The sequence below is a fragment of the Paraburkholderia sejongensis genome (genome assembly GCF_020880815.1).
Lineage (GTDB): Bacteria > Pseudomonadota > Gammaproteobacteria > Burkholderiales > Burkholderiaceae > Paraburkholderia > Paraburkholderia sejongensis.
In genome coordinates this window covers 85,291-99,074 of the sequence record NZ_JAJITD010000017.1, presented here as the reverse complement: position 1 = coordinate 99,074, position 13,784 = coordinate 85,291, and the positions used below count along the sequence as shown (strand labels likewise).

Sequence of the window (13,784 nt, the reverse complement as noted above, 5' to 3'; positions counted from 1 at the left end):
AAGATTGTTTGTGCCGATCATGACGGCCTGAACTTCTGAAAACCTCTCTGCGAAGCTGTCTGCGACACTGGCCGACTCAAGGTTGATCCCCTCCTGAATGCCGCTCACCATTGAGCCGGTGCTCGCGCGGGACAGGTACAGCGAACCGTCCGGCAGTTCGTAGAGCAGCAATCCGCTGAAGCGACAAACCCGCTCGATAATCTCGTAAGCCGTCTCGCCGAGCATGATGTTCTGCTGGGGGATGATCGGCAGGCCGTCCACCATAGGATCTAAGGACACAGAGATTCCGTACACGTCTGCGAGCTTCGTCGCGATGTCGAACGCTGTGCAGTTGCTGATTTGTCCGTTTGGCCATTGTGCGGAGCAGTCGACAATGTCTGCGCACATTCCCCGACCGGCCACACGGATAGTGTGGGTGTTTGCGTTGATGCTCGGATTGACGAGGTCGACATAGCCAGTAAGCACAAGTGCACTGCCCATTCTCACTTCGCAATAGTCGCCCGCACTTACCAAAACGTCGTTCGCGCCGGGGAAGTATTCGGACATCTCCAGTTCGAACGTTCGCGGCACGCTAGCAATGCCAGCTGTTACCCGGATGCTCGTCCAGCCCGACAGCGTCGCACCAGGCCCGAGCTCGTAGTGAACAACATTGCTGGTCGGCGACGCTGGGCGACCGACAAAGCTACGCACAATCAAGGTCACCTCGTCACCAACGTTCGGATCGATGGGGACCAGATCGCTGTTTTGCACGTCGGCATACGAGTTGACGGTTTCAGATGTCATAGCGCTGTCTTTGAGGTTGGAGGTTGTACTGTCGCCCGCCGCGGGGTTGGCCCGGCCTGACAAACCGGGAAAGGCCCCCGCTTCCATGAGCGTCGACAGTTGCCGGTGTTTTGCTCACATGCCCACCGCCGGCTGGGACGCGATTTTCAGGTCCTGCGCCGTCTGGACTTCGACGACGGCGTCTGCACGATCAAGCCGTCCCTGACGGCCGCGCGTCGGCTCATGGTGGCGACATGCACGCCGCTCTCCGTCATGACGGCGATCATCTCGGTACGCCTGTTCTCCACGATGACGTGTCGCGCGCCGCCGGAAGAGATGCGCTTGATGATCCGCTCGGATTTCGCGAGGTTAAGTGCGCTCATCACTTCACTTCCGGCGTGCCGAGAACAGAGCCTTGCTGTGCGAGCACGGCAGCGGCAGAGGAATCGCTGAGATCGACCAACGTTCCTCGGTTCACGTAGAGTTGAGGGCGCTTCGCGAGCGGCACATATGGTTTGTGTTTCCGAGCGACAAGAAGCGCTGCAGTGATCGGTTTGAGAGCCTCGGCCACTTCAGCCTCTGCTTCAGCGGTATCCGCATCGGCGGATGCCAGCAGATTCGGCGCTGCGTCGTAGTGACCAGTGCTGGTGTTGATGCGCATGCAGCTTTCGAGGTCTGGCACATAGGCGCTGATCAGAAAATCGCTGGTTCTCGTGTGCGGCACGAAGCCTTGCAGCGCGCGCAACTTCGCGTAGATGTATCTGACTTCGGCGACCTTGTTTCGCAGTTCCTCGGCCAGTGCGACCTGAATATCTTGCGCCGCCATGTTCGCCTCAACGCGGACATATCCGATGGCGATTTCGATCTTGCTGTCGAGTTCGGGGGCGCGCGCCTCGAGTGCCTCGACGCGAGCCTTCAGGCGACGCAAAGTGAGGTCTTTGGTGTCGATCGTGTCGGCGAGCTTTGCGATCTCTTTCTGCAGGGCGGGGAGCTTGGCGTCATCGATGAGCACGACATCCGCTTCAAGGGCGCCGAGCTGGCAGCGCAGATTGGCTAGTTCGGCCTCAGCGGCTGCGATCTCCGCTGGAGCGCTGTTCATTACGTCGTCGAGCTTTTTGCGCTGATCGAGCAGCCCGTGCATCTCGTTAAGCGTCTCGGCGTCGATCGCGAGAGTTAGCTTTGGCGCCTGGGCTACGGCTTCATTCTGGTTGTTGCGTTTCATGGACTCCTCTCGGTGAGGCAACCGCTCACGGGTTGCCGAGACGTTGAGAGGAGTCTAGATACGGCGATGGGTAGATGCGACCGTACGGCCACCGTACGGCGGCCGTATTGCGGGAGGAGGGGTAGACCTGCTAGATGCCGCTCGGTATGAACGAGGCGGCCGAGCGGTCGCCTTGGATTGACGGGTTGTCCAACACGTACTGGTGCCGGGGGAAATACTTCGTCAGCGCAGCTTTCGCTTTTTCGCGCGTCAGTTCGCCTTCCTCGATGAGATAAAGCACGACGCCACCGACCTCCCAGCGCGCCGAGGTGCCTTTAAACACTCGGTACTTCAACAATCGAGGGTATCGCTTCGCCTCAGTGAGGCGCTTTCGCAGCCAGTCGAAATCACGACCAGTTCTCAGGTATGGGCTCAAAGCCTTCGCGAGTGACTCGCTGCTCGGCCGCTCGTCGGTGGTCAAATCTGCCGGCTTCACCTGCTCGTCACCGGACGCAGCGACGCGCACACCGATCCCGATGCTATCGAGCCACACATTCAGATCCGCGACGCTGATTACGCAGTTGTGCGCAACGAGCGCCGCGACTATCCCTTCGCGACTGATCCGCAGGCGGCTTACTGGGTCACGGTAGACGATGGCATTACTCGCGATCGCATCCTCCAAAGCCTTCTTATGGCATCGCGCCGCATATGCACGGTCGTCAGTATCCGCAATGTCCAATGCAGCGGCGATGGCTGCACTTGCCTCTTTGACTGTCAAAAACCGCAGGGCGGTCATATTCATCTCCGTTATACGATAGTCATGTTGCCGTGACTCAGTTACTTCGTTCGCTCTAGTGCGCGTCAGATGGGTCAGGTTGATCAGACGCTTTACCAGCGACGCTTTCAGCCATAACACGGGGTGCTGCAGCAATGTCAGGCGTGTCATGCGAACCCTTCCCTTCGTCATTCCTGACACGCCCTGACACGCTGAAAGTGGGCCGTGTCGGGATCGAAGCCTTGCCGCATAAGGGGCTGACATGACTGACATACATGACAGAGTCACATATTCCGCGTGCCGTGCGCCCACCGTCCACCGGATGATTCAACGTCCATGCTTCTCTGAAAAGCAAGGGAACAGCGGGAACGGGGGGAACGCCTTGCCCGGCAAGGGGTTCGCCGTTCCCGGCAGAGTGGTCGTCAGGGAACGGGGGGAACAAATCCGGCAGCTGATCCATGTGCTTTCGTTGTTCCCTCCGTTCCCTCCCGATTTGGAAGCGGGGAACGCCGTGAGCCTTGTCTGTCGGTGCGTTCCCTATGTTCCCTTTGTTCCCTCTAGAAAATAAACCGCCCATCTCGTTACTCGTGGTCGAGGGCTTCCGGGTCGACGTGGTACAGGGGCACAGATCTGCCTGTCGGGTCTCGCGTCCTCTTCGATCGCTTGTCTAGGTCTGTGGCCGCGAGGGCGCCCGCCTTGTGAAGGGCCGCGGTAACTCGAAGCAGCTCAAAGCTCTTCGTGGCTTCGCGCAGACCGACCGAAGTGAATAGGTAGAGTCGACGTGAGCCGTCCTGTTTCCAGTAACCAGCGCGATCGCGGGTGATGTCGGCGCTGCCGTCGATGTTGGAGAATCGGCTGTCCGCGTGACGATCGATGAAGTCAGAAACCGCGCGCAAAATGGCTCCGTGCTCGGAACTTCCCCCTGCGGCGCCGCGGCGCTTACGCCAGATGTCGAACGCATGTGCAGCCGCGTCTGTCGCTTCTCCGGCAGCCCACGGCACCACATTCCAACGGGCAGCAAGTTCTCCGGCAAGCCCGCACAGTGCGAATGTGCGCGCGGCTCGCCGCTCCTGACCTTCGGCCGCTTTAAGTCGCTCGGTGATGGAATGCAGTTCGTCTGAGAGCTGCAGACCCTCGCGCAGCGCCCGAATCAACGCCTCGACGAACGTCGGCCCCGCATGCTCGTAGTGCTGCGCCGACTTGTTGCGGATCTCGTCCGACAGCGTGCTGCCTGATGCACGCCCGTGCAACTCTTCAAACAGCCCATAGCGGCCTTGCACGGGAATGTCCAGAATTCGAAGCTCCTGACCGGCTTTCGCCTCGAAGCCGCCGGCAGACATCCGCGCCGCGATCGTCAATTCGCCCGTCGACAGCAGAAGCACGCGCCAGCGGGCCGCAGCCTTCGCCTCGCCGTGTCGGTTGGCCCGCGTTTTGCCCGTCCCATTGATGAGCGCATACGCCGCCTCATACAGGCTTTTGGGATCGATTTCGCCGAGTTCGTCGAGCGCGAGCAGTGTGTCGGAGTGCAGTGTCCCCGCTCCCTCAAGGCCATTGGCCGTCGCGCGCCACGTCCGTTTGAACTGCGGGCCGCCCCATACGCTGACCGCCGCGGTCTCGGCCGTGGTCTTGCCGGTGGACGAATCGCCGTAGATGTGGAGCCCGGCACCGTCGATGTTGAGCTGGCCGAGCAAGGGCCCCGCCAAGGCTGCGCAGATGCCCAGCATAAGCAGCGGATTCCCGGTCGCGAGCGCGGCAAGCTCCTTCCAGCCTTCGACTGTGCCGGCCGTCGCATACGGCGCAGTCCTGCCGGATGCCTGGAACCAGATGTCGTCAGCGCCGATAACGGTGTGCGGGAGCACGAAGGCATCGCGATTCCAGCCTGTGACGGCAGCTGCGCGCATGCGCACCGTGGGAATCTGGGCGGCAACGTAGCGCAGGATCGCATTGCGGTCGTTCAGGTCAAAGACCAGGCCTTCGCTAAGCAGAACGCCCCGCGCCTCGCTGCCATCGCCTGCGAGCATCGACATCGGCATTGCCCATTTCTTCCACTTCCCGGCCGGCGACCGGATTTCGAGCAGCCGGCCATATTCGGCGTCTTCGCCATTGCTCGTCGTGGCCAGCACGCGAAGCGGTGTCGAGATCCACTTATCGATCAAAACCGGCGGCTCGTCGGTTTTGCCCGGCTTCGATCCATGCCAATAGACGCCGGGCTTGACCTTGCGCCCGTCGATTTCCAGACCGCTTTCATACAGGCGATAACAGGGCCTATCTTCGAGACCGGGAAAGCCGAGCTGCTGGGCGGCTTCGATCTGCTGACGAACGATTGAGGCGCCGGCGACCCGGTGCAGATCGTTGAAATCAGTCTGATCGTCACCGCGCTTGCCCCCGAAGTCAGGAATAGCCAGCGCGGCGCCGGTTGCATCCGCCGCCTTGCGAGCATCCTCGGACCCGTTGCCGATGTCCGACAGAATGGTCAGGGCAGCGCTTGGATAAGCGCGCGACAGCGACACGGCCACTTTGCGCAGGTTTCCACAAGAAAGCGCCGCCACTGCGGGCACGCCGGTGCATGCGTGCGCGGAGAGGGCTGTTGCGATGCCTTCGGCGATCAGAATTCGGGACGCCCGATCGAGGGATGCCGATGTCCAGTAGCCGGCGGACTTGATGCCGCCTTTCAGTGCCGCTTTCCGGCCCGCTTCGTCAATCATTTCGATCGTCGAGAGCTTGCCGTCGACCACTACCGGCGCGATCAGAATGCGACCGCACAGGCGCTCATCTCGCATCGATGGCGGGTAGCCGATCAGTTTGGACAGCCTATCCACCGGCATTTCGTAGAGCTCACCAGGCGGCGCGACGACTTTACGCTCGAGGTACGGATGGTCGGCGCCGGCAGGCGCAGCCTTCGAGACCACGGCTAATGCTGTCGCTGCTGCCTTCCGACCTTCCAGCAGACGCTGCTCGGTATCCGACTTCGCCTGTTCCTCGCGAACGGTGCGCCGCTTCTGAAGTTCGGCACGGTCCACGACAACGCGCGACGCAGAGCGCTCGTAGCCGTGCTCCCCAGCGATAGCAAACAGGGTGCCGAGCGTTATTCCCTTGTTGGCGCTTAGAGACTTCCAGGTGTCGCGCGCGGCGCCCTCGTCGAAGTTGTCTGCTCCACGGCTCCAACTGACAAACGTGGACCAGCCGTCGTCACCAAACGCGTGTTTCAGCGCCGCCGCGATGCGCCACCAGACATCGCGAGGCACAGATGGCGGTATGCAGAGCAGGGCGGCTTCGACTTCCGCGCGATCGTCCATGACAGCACTCATGAGGCCTCCGGATCGAAGCCAGCGCGCGCGAGCACCGCTGCAAGCTCTGACGGGCCGCCGATGCATGCCATCGCTTCCAGTGCCATGTCGACTACACGATCGGAGTGACGCTCCTTTGCGATCATCGTCTCGAGGATTCCCGCTTTCGCGAAGCCGCCGGCGCGCGCCGCGGCGAGCAACTCGTCAATCGTACGCTGCGCGCGAACGATGGCGTCAGCAGCCGGAGGCGTCGGTCCGTGTACGGCCTCGGCAGAAAGCAGAAGGATGCCGGCGGTGTTGATATGTGGCTCCCCGTCCACGACTCTGATCAATTTCGGGTGGAATCTCATGCGCTTTCCTGTGAGGAGTCCTTATCGCTACCGACACGCAAAGAGGCGTCGTTGACGCATGCGGCCGAATAGCACTCGGTGCGGGCCTGATAATCGTCTTGGTAGTTGCCGAAGTCGCTCTCGAGGGCGTCGCACAAATTCCGGCCCAACGATGCCAGTCGCTGCGTCAGCGAGCCATTACCGCGCTGCGCAGATTCTTGGATCGCTTCGAACAACGCGGCCAGATCGCTGAAAGACGTGCTCGCGTATGCGAACAAACCCGCAGCGCTGTCCATCGCGAAGACGACCTCTTTGACGTCCAGTTGCTCAGCCACTGCGGAGCGCGTCGCTTTATTGGCCATGTGCGATCTCCTCGGCAGCGTCCCGAAATCGCTTTGCGTCGCCGTCAGCAAGGTCGGCGTATCTGTCGGCGACCAGCGCGCCTTCCTTGGCCAGCGTGGCGAGCTCGTCCGCGCCGGCCAGGCTCGCGAAGCGCTCCATCGCCTTCAGCACTTTTTCGAGGCGTTGAAAGCCTTCGAGTGCACATGTCGCCACATCGTGGCCGGTGTTCAGCGCGTCGGTGTGATTGGCCAGTCGCTTATCCATGGCGGACCTCCGCGAAGAAGTCGGCTTCATCCGCGGCGCGGTCGCCGTAATTTGCAGTCAATTCAGCGCCAATTTGGGCGAGCAAGACTGCCTCGGTGAGATCAATGCTGCCGCTGCCCATTTTTCCCAGGACGACGAACAATGCATTTGCCTGAGTCAATGCCTTGGCGGCGGCGTTCATCTCAGCGGCCGCGCGAGGTGCGATGTCAGTACGATTAACCATGACGCACCTCGGCACGAGATTGGCGAGCGATCGACACAGCGATTTCTCGGGCGAATGCATCGTTGAACGCTTCGCGGCGTGCACCATCGCCTGCAAACGAGGTGTCACCAGCGATAAGGTTACGGAAACACAAATCGCGAAAGTCCGCCATGCTCAGCCACGGAGTTTGGTATCAGCCGTCAGCGCCTCGCGCAAATCATCCAGCAGGGCTCAGCCCCCCAACGCGAGCGCAAGGCCCTTGCACTCGTACCGCATGATCCTTTCGGTATGGCCGCCAAAGCCAAGTAGCGTCGACATTCCACGCCCTCCTAGCCGAAAGGGGGCCTTGCGTCGGCCAAATGCACTCCGTCACAACGACGCACAAGGAGTGCAAGCAATGGCGATTCAGGAAAATGCGCCCGTTGGCGCAACCCTCCCGGTCGACGGTCTGTCCCGCTGGGAGCAGATCAAGGTGTTCATTCCCATGAGCAGGGAATCGGTTCGGCAGCGAGAGCTCGCCGGCCGGTTCCCAAAGCGTCAGCATCTCACCAAACGCTGCGCTGTATGGTCGAACCGCGAGATTCATAAATGGATCGCGGATCCGCAGAACTATCGTGCGGAGGGCGCATGAACGGCTCAACTCGCGCGCCCACAGCGACGTTCCTCGACATCCGCAAGAGCGACAGCGAGCGACTGCGCGTCACCGTTTCCGAGTATCGCGGGCGCACGTTCATCGACCTGCGTGTTTGGTATTCGATTGAATCGGGCGATTACAAGCCCGGCCGCGCCGGCGTATCGCTGCGGCCCGACCAGATTGCCGAGGTCGTCCAAGGCTTGCTCGTCGCTTCACGCGCGCTCGATCCAAATGGGGCTAATTGATGACACCCCATAAAAAGACCTTGCACCGCGTAAACCCCGGCGCGTATACTTTTCGCGTGGCTGAGACAACAGCTACCGGGTTTGGCGACCTGACATGCAATAGGCGGACAGCCGCCCCGCGGCTTTTTTTTCGTCCGCACGCCTTCGCGCGCCTCCAAGATCAATGGGTGGGCCTGGGCGGGGAGACCTTCGGGTCTGCCGGTTCCTATTGCGCCGGTTCGCCAACCCCGTTCAGTGCCCGCCCACCCCATTTGGCGATGGGATGCGGGTTCAAAACTGCAATAGGAGGCCGCATCATGCGCCATATCCTCGCTCGTTCTGAGCAAACGTCTCTCCCAAATACACTCACCGAACGCTACCCGCTTTTCGTGTTCGCCGGCCGCAGCGCTGCGGAACTGTGGCTCGTCGGCGCGCCGATGTCTTTGTTTTGTTTCCGCCGTTGCGCTCCAACGCCTCTACCATCCGGGCGCGCCGATCGACCGGCATTGGTTCTCTAATTTCGACGTTCGCGAGCATCTGATCGACGAACGGTTTGGCAGACTCAATATCCTTTTCCACAAACCAATGAAGCACGTCATCGATACGCGCGACCCAATCCGCCGTAACTGGACTGGATTCCTCCTCGAATCCGGCGTTGTGTGCGTTATAGGGCAGCAGGGTCTGCGGGTGAAAAACGGCGATCTCGCCCCTCGTTCCAGCCTGAATAAGCGCGTTCGTGAGTCGCGCGAAGCCTTGCGCAAAGACTTCCGTGTCTTCGATGCGCATGTACACATATGCCGCCATGATGAAAAGCGGGCATAGGTGCTGCGGTAAGTCCGGACCCGGTTCGCTAAAAGTTGTATCGTCCATTGCGCCCTCACGCACCCTTAAAAATTGATGCTGCGCCAGCAGGGTAAGGGAGCCCTGTTTTCGCCCCGTCGGGCTAGGCGCGGCAAACCTGTAGAAAGCCGCTGTTATTCGGCGCTTTCTTGCGCTTGGGCGAGATAGTCGGCCCAGTGTTGCATCATCTTTCGGCGCTCGGGCAGGTATTCCGCGTGGACATATGCCGCGGTTACCTGATTGCGCTCGGCGTGTGCAAGCTGTCGATCGACGACATCGCGGCTGTATCCGAGCTCGCGCAGGACGGTGGCGGCAAGGCCCCGGAACCCGTGCCCCGTCATTCGAGACTTGTATCCCATGCGGTAAAGCGCAAACAGCATCGTGTTATTGGAGATCGGCCCGCGGGTACGGCCTTGCACGCTGTGAAAGATATGCTGCTCATTGCCGTTGAGCTTCCGTAGCTCACCCAACACATCGAGCGCCTGGCGGGACAGCGGGACAATGTGCGGATCGCGCATTTTCATCCGGTCAGCCGGAATGCGCCATTCGGCGGCCTTCTCGTCAACTTCAGTCCATTCGGCCTCGATCAGCTCCGTGGTTCGGACGAACGTGAGCGCCATTAGTTGGAGTGCCAGCCGGGTGACGACGTCACCCTGATACTCGGCGATGTCTTGCATGAGTTGCGGAATCTCCACTGGCTTGACGCGCGCCATGTGCTTCACGCCGGCGCCTTTCTTTAGCACAGTCTCAGCGTCGACGTCGGCAGCAGGATTGCGCGAGCAACGGCCGGTCATGATGCCGTACTGGAAAACGGCGCGGGACCGCTGCAGGATGCGCTTGGCGGTCTCCCGGACGCCGCGGGCCTCGACAGCTCGCAGGATCTCAAGCATGTGCGGCGCCTCGATGTCCTTGATCGGCCTCGAGCCCATCTTCGGGAACACGTCGACCTCGAGCGAACCGATCACCTTACTGGCGTAGACCTCAGTCCAGCCGTCTTTCTGCGACTCGAACCACTCCCGTGCCACCGCCTCGAAGGTCGATACGGCTTCCAGCGCCCGCGCACGCTTCGTTTCCTTCTTCTGCTGTGAGGGATCGGTGCCCGCGGTCAAAAGCTGTCGCGCCGCCAAGCACGCCTTCCTGGCGTCTGCGAGGCCGACTTCAGGATAAACACCGAAGGAGGCCAGCTTTTCCTTGCCATCGAAGCGGTATTTCATTCGCCAGTAGCGCGAGCCGTTTGGCATCACTTGCAGGTAAAGCCCCTTGCCATCGGCAAGGCGATAGGGCTGCTCGGCCGGCTTGGCCCTGCGGACTTGCAGCTCGGTCAGCGGTGCAATCTGCTTGGGCATGGCGTTGGGGGTATCGATTTTGGGGTATTCGATGGTATCCCCACCGATACCCCAAAAAAGTTTGGTTTGTAGTGGGCAAACGTAGGCAATGATGGCAGCAAAAAGCCCCGCAGCGCAAGGCTTACGGGGCTTTTCTGGGCAATCTTGGGAGTAGCTGGGAAGCTATCTGGTCCCCCTGACAGGAATCGAACCTGTATCTAGCGCTTAGGAGGCACTTGTTCTATCCATTGAACTACAGGGAGAGGACCGGGCCGGCTGGAATCCGCGAGGGTTTTAGAGCCCGGATCCGCCAGCGAGCGCAGAGTATATCAAACCCTCCCAAGCAAAAGGAGGGCCAAAACTAGCCATTTACAGGCCCCGCGGGCCAACAGCCCCGACAGGCCCGGCCAAAAAACAAACGGCCCGGCAAACATCGCCTGCCGGGCCGCCGTAACTCACAGAACTATCTCACTAACGAGAGCTAACGAGCGTCGGTCTGAACCTCAGAACTCCACCACCGCGAACTCCGCCTTACCCACATCGCAAAGCGGGCAGCGCCAGTCTTCCGGGATAGCAGCGAAGCGCGTACCCGGCGCGATGCCTTCTTCGGGCAGGCCTTCTTCTTCGTTGTAGATCCAGCCGCAAATCAGGCAGACCCAGCTCTTGTATTCAGTTACATCGATTACTTCACTCACGACAAACACTCTCTCACTCAATCCAATGGCCGACTGGTCCGCCCCTTTTTGGGGCATGCGGCAACCCGCAATGTTACCGGAATTTGTCAAAGCGGCCGCAAAGTCCGGGGGCGCCCCCGCGACCGTATCCGCGGAGCCCTCCGAGGCCGCTTCGACAAGCCCTGTCACGCACAGCGTGTATGCTTGATCTGCAGCGCTTTCGTTAGACCAAGCCGGCCGCGCGCGCACCAGGCGTCGCGACGCTCCATCCCGATCGAGCGCGTGAGCAGCGTCGCGCGGCAGGCTCGAGTTACCAAAGGAGAAAACGATGTTCAAGAACAAATGGTTGGCCGGTCTCGCAGCGGCGGGTTTGATCGCCGTGTCGGGCGCGGCCCAGGCCGCGAGCGTGTCGTTCGTGCAGCCGGCCGACGGCGCGACCGTCAGCAATCCGGTGCACGTCGCGTTCGCCGTCGACGGCATGAAGATCGCGCCCGCCGGCACGATGACCGAAGGCACCGGGCACCATCATCTGCTGATCGACGGCAAGCCGCTGCCGAAGGGCGACGTGATCCCCGCGAACGACATGGCGCTGCACTTCGGCAAGGGCCAAACCGAAACCGATCTGACGCTGCCGCCGGGCGACCACACGCTGACGCTGCAATTCGGCGACGGCGCGCATCGCTCGTATGGGCCGGAGTTGAGCAAGACGATCACGGTCCACGTGAAATGAGCTAGGGCCTAATTCCCGACGCGGGCACGCGCGGATCGCTTGCGCCGCCCGCGTCGTTCGTTTTACAGGTGCGATTGGCGCGCCCCGCCCCCGGTACAATAAGCAGTTCCGACCCATCGCTGCTTTTCCCATTCCCATGTCGCTTTACACCATTACCGGAGCGCAGCTCGCGTTCGGTCACGTCGCGTTGCTCGACCACGCGGATTTCTCGCTCGAAGCGGCCGAGCGCGTCGGCTTGATCGGGCGCAACGGCGCGGGCAAGTCGTCGCTGCTGAAGATCGTCGCCGATCTCGCCAAGCCCGACGACGCGCTGATCACCCGTCAGCAGAACCTCACCACCGTCTACGTGCCGCAGGAGCCCGAGTTCAATCCGGACGACACCGTGTTCGACGCGGTCGCCGCCGGCCTGACCCACGCGCGCGCGCTGCTCGACGAATACGACGTGGTTGCCCATCAGCTCGCCGACACGCCCGAAGGCGCGGAGCACGACGCGCTGCTGGCGCGCATGAACACGCTGCAATCGTCGCTCGATGCGGCCGACGCGTGGAACTGGAGCACCCGCGTCGCGACCACGCTGCAGCAGATCGGCCTGAATGGCGAGGCGCGCGTCGGTTCGCTGTCGGGCGGGATGCAAAAGCGCGCGGCGCTCGCTCGCGCGCTGGTCGTGCAGCCGGACGTGCTGCTGCTCGACGAGCCGACCAACCACCTCGACTTCGACGGCATCCGCTGGCTCGAAGATCTGCTGGTGTCGCTGCGCGCCGGGCTGCTGTTCATCACCCACGACCGCGCGTTTCTCGATCGCGTCGCGACGCGCATCGTCGAACTCGATCGCGGGCGGCTGCTGTCGTACCCGGGTAATTTCTCCGCGTATCAAACGCGCAAGGCGCAACAGCTCGAAGTCGAGCGGATCGAAAACGAGAAGTTCGACAAGCTGCTCGCGCAGGAAGAAGTGTGGATCCGCAAGGGCGTCGAGGCGCGCCGCACGCGCAGCGTCGGCCGTATCGCGCGGCTCGTGCAAATGCGTAACGAGCGCGCCGAGCGTCGCAACGTGCAGGGCAACGTGAAGCTTGACGTCGGCCAGGGCGAGAAGTCCGGCAAGATCGTCGCGGAACTCACCGACGTGACCAAGCGCTACGGCGCGCGCACGGTGGTCGACAATTTCACCGCGACGGTGATGCGCGGCGACAAGATCGGCTTCATCGGACCGAATGGCGCGGGCAAGACCACGCTGCTCAAGCTGATCCTCGGCGAACTCGCGCCCGACGAAGGCAATGTGCGCGTCGGCACCAACCTGCAGGTCGCGTACTTCGATCAGATGCGCGCGCAGCTCGATCTGGAAAAGAGCCTCGCCGACACGATCAGCCCCGGCAGCGAATGGGTCGAAGTCAACGGCCAGAAGAAGCACGTGATGAGCTATCTGGGCGACTTCCTGTTCGCGCCGGAACGCGCGCGCTCGCCGGTCAAGTCGCTGTCGGGCGGCGAGCGTAATCGCCTGCTGCTCGCGCGTCTGTTCGCGCGCCCGGCCAACGTGCTGGTGCTCGACGAGCCGACCAACGACCTCGACATCCCGACGCTCGAACTGCTCGAAGAACTGCTGATCGAGTACGACGGCACGGTGCTGCTGGTCAGCCACGACCGCGCGTTTCTCGACAACGTGGTGACGTCGGTGATCGCGTCGGAGGGCGGCGGCAAGTGGCGCGAGTACGTCGGCGGCTTCAGCGACTGGCAGACTCAGCGCGAGCGCTCCGAACAGCTCGCGCTCGAAGCGCAGAAGGGCGCGAACAAGGAAGCGTCGAAAGAGGCCGCGCCGAAGGACGCTGGCGGTGGCCGCAACGCGCAGCGCAGCGTCAAGCTGTCGTTCAAGGAGCAGCGTGAGCTGGAGGCGCTGCCGCAGAAGATCGCCGAACTCGAGACCGAGCAGAAAGCAATCGGCGCGCAGCTCGAAGACGGTTCGGTGTTTGCGCGCGATGCGCGCGAGGGCGCGCGTCTGACCGAGCGCTATGCGGAGATCGACGAAGAACTGATGCTCGCGCTCGAGCGTTGGGACGAACTGGAAAACCGCGTCAAGTAATCAGCAGATAACGCGGCGCGAACGCACGTTCGCGCCGAACTGTCGCGCGCGCCGCGCAATCCCCCGCTTTCCCTTGTCCACACGGCCGATTGCGACCGATGTCAATTGCCGCCGTGATCTAAAT

At 61.9% G+C, this 13,784-nt stretch carries 15 protein-coding genes, 1 tRNA gene and 1 pseudogene; 4 read left to right on the top strand and 13 right to left on the bottom strand.

Going from position 1 to position 13,784, the window contains the following annotated elements; translation table 11 throughout:
- Window positions 1-141 precede the first annotated feature (141 nt).
- From LJ656_RS35145 to LJ656_RS27380, 9 genes and pseudogenes are all read right to left on the bottom strand, one after another.
- Window positions 142-783 (bottom strand): annotated as a pseudogene (locus LJ656_RS35145) (phage baseplate assembly protein); the annotation flags it as partial.
- Window positions 784-929: 146 nt separating this feature from the next.
- Window positions 930-1,145, bottom strand: a complete 216-nt coding sequence (locus tag LJ656_RS27415; protein ID WP_230512668.1) for a hypothetical protein — start codon at window positions 1,143-1,145, stop codon at window positions 930-932.
- Window positions 1,145-1,984 (bottom strand): hypothetical protein, encoded by an 840-nt coding sequence (locus LJ656_RS27410; RefSeq protein ID WP_230512667.1) that lies wholly within the window; start codon window positions 1,982-1,984, stop codon window positions 1,145-1,147. The genes LJ656_RS27415 and LJ656_RS27410 overlap by 1 nt, the downstream gene beginning before the upstream one ends.
- 130 nt (window positions 1,985-2,114) lie before the next feature.
- Window positions 2,115-2,909: a hypothetical protein gene (locus LJ656_RS27405; RefSeq protein ID WP_230512666.1), complete on the bottom strand. Its 795-nt coding sequence runs from the start codon at window positions 2,907-2,909 to the stop codon at window positions 2,115-2,117.
- 410 nt (window positions 2,910-3,319) lie between these two features.
- Window positions 3,320-6,046 carry a DUF927 domain-containing protein gene (locus LJ656_RS27400; RefSeq protein ID WP_230512665.1) on the bottom strand — a complete coding sequence of 909 codons (2,727 nt, stop codon included), beginning with the start codon at window positions 6,044-6,046 and terminating at the stop codon, window positions 3,320-3,322.
- Window positions 6,043-6,375, bottom strand: a complete 333-nt coding sequence (locus LJ656_RS27395; RefSeq protein WP_230512664.1) for a hypothetical protein — start codon at window positions 6,373-6,375, stop codon at window positions 6,043-6,045. The genes LJ656_RS27400 and LJ656_RS27395 overlap by 4 nt, the downstream gene beginning before the upstream one ends.
- The gene (locus LJ656_RS27390; protein ID WP_230512663.1) at window positions 6,372-6,716 is read right to left on the bottom strand and encodes a hypothetical protein; all 345 of its coding nucleotides are present in this window, start codon (window positions 6,714-6,716) and stop codon (window positions 6,372-6,374) included. Before LJ656_RS27390 ends, LJ656_RS27395 begins: the two co-directional genes overlap by 4 nt.
- Window positions 6,706-6,960 (bottom strand): hypothetical protein, encoded by a 255-nt coding sequence (locus LJ656_RS27385; RefSeq protein ID WP_230512662.1) that lies wholly within the window; start codon window positions 6,958-6,960, stop codon window positions 6,706-6,708. Before LJ656_RS27385 ends, LJ656_RS27390 begins: the two co-directional genes overlap by 11 nt.
- Complete coding sequence (locus LJ656_RS27380) at window positions 6,953-7,183, bottom strand: hypothetical protein (RefSeq protein WP_230512661.1); 231 nt, start codon at window positions 7,181-7,183, stop codon at window positions 6,953-6,955. The genes LJ656_RS27385 and LJ656_RS27380 overlap by 8 nt, the downstream gene beginning before the upstream one ends.
- Before the next feature lie 376 nt (window positions 7,184-7,559).
- Between LJ656_RS27380 and LJ656_RS27375 the strand changes: the two genes are divergently transcribed.
- Together LJ656_RS27375 and LJ656_RS27370 are read left to right on the top strand one after the other, a co-directional pair.
- Window positions 7,560-7,793, top strand: coding sequence for a helix-turn-helix transcriptional regulator (locus LJ656_RS27375; RefSeq protein WP_230512660.1), 234 nt, complete (start codon window positions 7,560-7,562; stop codon window positions 7,791-7,793).
- On the top strand, window positions 7,790-8,041 hold the full coding sequence (locus tag LJ656_RS27370) for a transcriptional coactivator p15/PC4 family protein (protein WP_230512659.1): 252 nt from the start codon (window positions 7,790-7,792) through the stop codon (window positions 8,039-8,041). Before LJ656_RS27375 ends, LJ656_RS27370 begins: the two co-directional genes overlap by 4 nt.
- Window positions 8,042-8,386: 345 nt before the next feature.
- Here the strand turns inward: LJ656_RS27370 and LJ656_RS27365 are convergent, their stop codons facing one another.
- The 4 genes from LJ656_RS27365 to LJ656_RS27350 all read right to left on the bottom strand — a co-directional run bounded on the left by LJ656_RS27365 (window position 8,387) and on the right by LJ656_RS27350 (window position 10,880).
- Window positions 8,387-8,890 carry a hypothetical protein gene (locus LJ656_RS27365; RefSeq protein ID WP_230512658.1) on the bottom strand — a complete coding sequence of 168 codons (504 nt, stop codon included), beginning with the start codon at window positions 8,888-8,890 and terminating at the stop codon, window positions 8,387-8,389.
- A gap of 104 nt (window positions 8,891-8,994) precedes the next feature.
- Window positions 8,995-10,206 carry a tyrosine-type recombinase/integrase gene (locus tag LJ656_RS27360; RefSeq protein ID WP_230512657.1) on the bottom strand — a complete coding sequence of 404 codons (1,212 nt, stop codon included), beginning with the start codon at window positions 10,204-10,206 and terminating at the stop codon, window positions 8,995-8,997.
- A gap of 167 nt (window positions 10,207-10,373) precedes the next feature.
- Window positions 10,374-10,448 (bottom strand) — tRNA-Arg (locus LJ656_RS27355).
- Between the two features lie 240 nt (window positions 10,449-10,688).
- Entirely contained in the window at window positions 10,689-10,880 is a 192-nt protein-coding gene (locus LJ656_RS27350) for a rubredoxin (RefSeq protein WP_075296315.1), read from the bottom strand.
- 307 nt (window positions 10,881-11,187) lie between these two features.
- Between LJ656_RS27350 and LJ656_RS27345 the strand changes: the two genes are divergently transcribed.
- The gene (locus LJ656_RS27345) at window positions 11,188-11,589 is read left to right on the top strand and encodes a DUF4399 domain-containing protein (RefSeq protein WP_230512656.1); all 402 of its coding nucleotides are present in this window, start codon (window positions 11,188-11,190) and stop codon (window positions 11,587-11,589) included.
- A 136-nt stretch (window positions 11,590-11,725) separates the two neighbouring features.
- A complete protein-coding gene (locus LJ656_RS27340) occupies window positions 11,726-13,660 on the top strand; it encodes an ATP-binding cassette domain-containing protein (protein WP_230512655.1) in 1,935 nt (644 codons plus the stop codon).
- Window positions 13,661-13,784: the final 124 nt, after the last annotated feature.

Bases quoted from the DNA above. Each gene is read 5' to 3' on its own strand.
- LJ656_RS27415 (WP_230512668.1), bottom strand. From the start codon at position 1,145: ATGAGCGCACTTAACCTCGCGAAATCCGAGCGGATCATCAAGCGCATC.
- LJ656_RS27410 (WP_230512667.1), bottom strand. From the start codon at position 1,984: ATGAAACGCAACAACCAGAATGAAGCCGTAGCCCAGGCGCCAAAGCTA.
- LJ656_RS27405 (WP_230512666.1), bottom strand. From the start codon at position 2,909: ATGACACGCCTGACATTGCTGCAGCACCCCGTGTTATGGCTGAAAGCG.
- LJ656_RS27400 (WP_230512665.1), bottom strand. From the start codon at position 6,046: ATGAGTGCTGTCATGGACGATCGCGCGGAAGTCGAAGCCGCCCTGCTC.
- LJ656_RS27395 (WP_230512664.1), bottom strand. From the start codon at position 6,375: ATGAGATTCCACCCGAAATTGATCAGAGTCGTGGACGGGGAGCCACAT.
- LJ656_RS27390 (WP_230512663.1), bottom strand. From the start codon at position 6,716: ATGGCCAATAAAGCGACGCGCTCCGCAGTGGCTGAGCAACTGGACGTC.
- LJ656_RS27385 (WP_230512662.1), bottom strand. From the start codon at position 6,960: ATGGATAAGCGACTGGCCAATCACACCGACGCGCTGAACACCGGCCAC.
- LJ656_RS27380 (WP_230512661.1), bottom strand. From the start codon at position 7,183: ATGGTTAATCGTACTGACATCGCACCTCGCGCGGCCGCTGAGATGAAC.
- LJ656_RS27375 (WP_230512660.1), top strand. From the start codon at position 7,560: ATGGCGATTCAGGAAAATGCGCCCGTTGGCGCAACCCTCCCGGTCGAC.
- LJ656_RS27370 (WP_230512659.1), top strand. From the start codon at position 7,790: ATGAACGGCTCAACTCGCGCGCCCACAGCGACGTTCCTCGACATCCGC.
- LJ656_RS27365 (WP_230512658.1), bottom strand. From the start codon at position 8,890: ATGGACGATACAACTTTTAGCGAACCGGGTCCGGACTTACCGCAGCAC.
- LJ656_RS27360 (WP_230512657.1), bottom strand. From the start codon at position 10,206: ATGCCCAAGCAGATTGCACCGCTGACCGAGCTGCAAGTCCGCAGGGCC.
- LJ656_RS27345 (WP_230512656.1), top strand. From the start codon at position 11,188: ATGTTCAAGAACAAATGGTTGGCCGGTCTCGCAGCGGCGGGTTTGATC.
- LJ656_RS27340 (WP_230512655.1), top strand. From the start codon at position 11,726: ATGTCGCTTTACACCATTACCGGAGCGCAGCTCGCGTTCGGTCACGTC.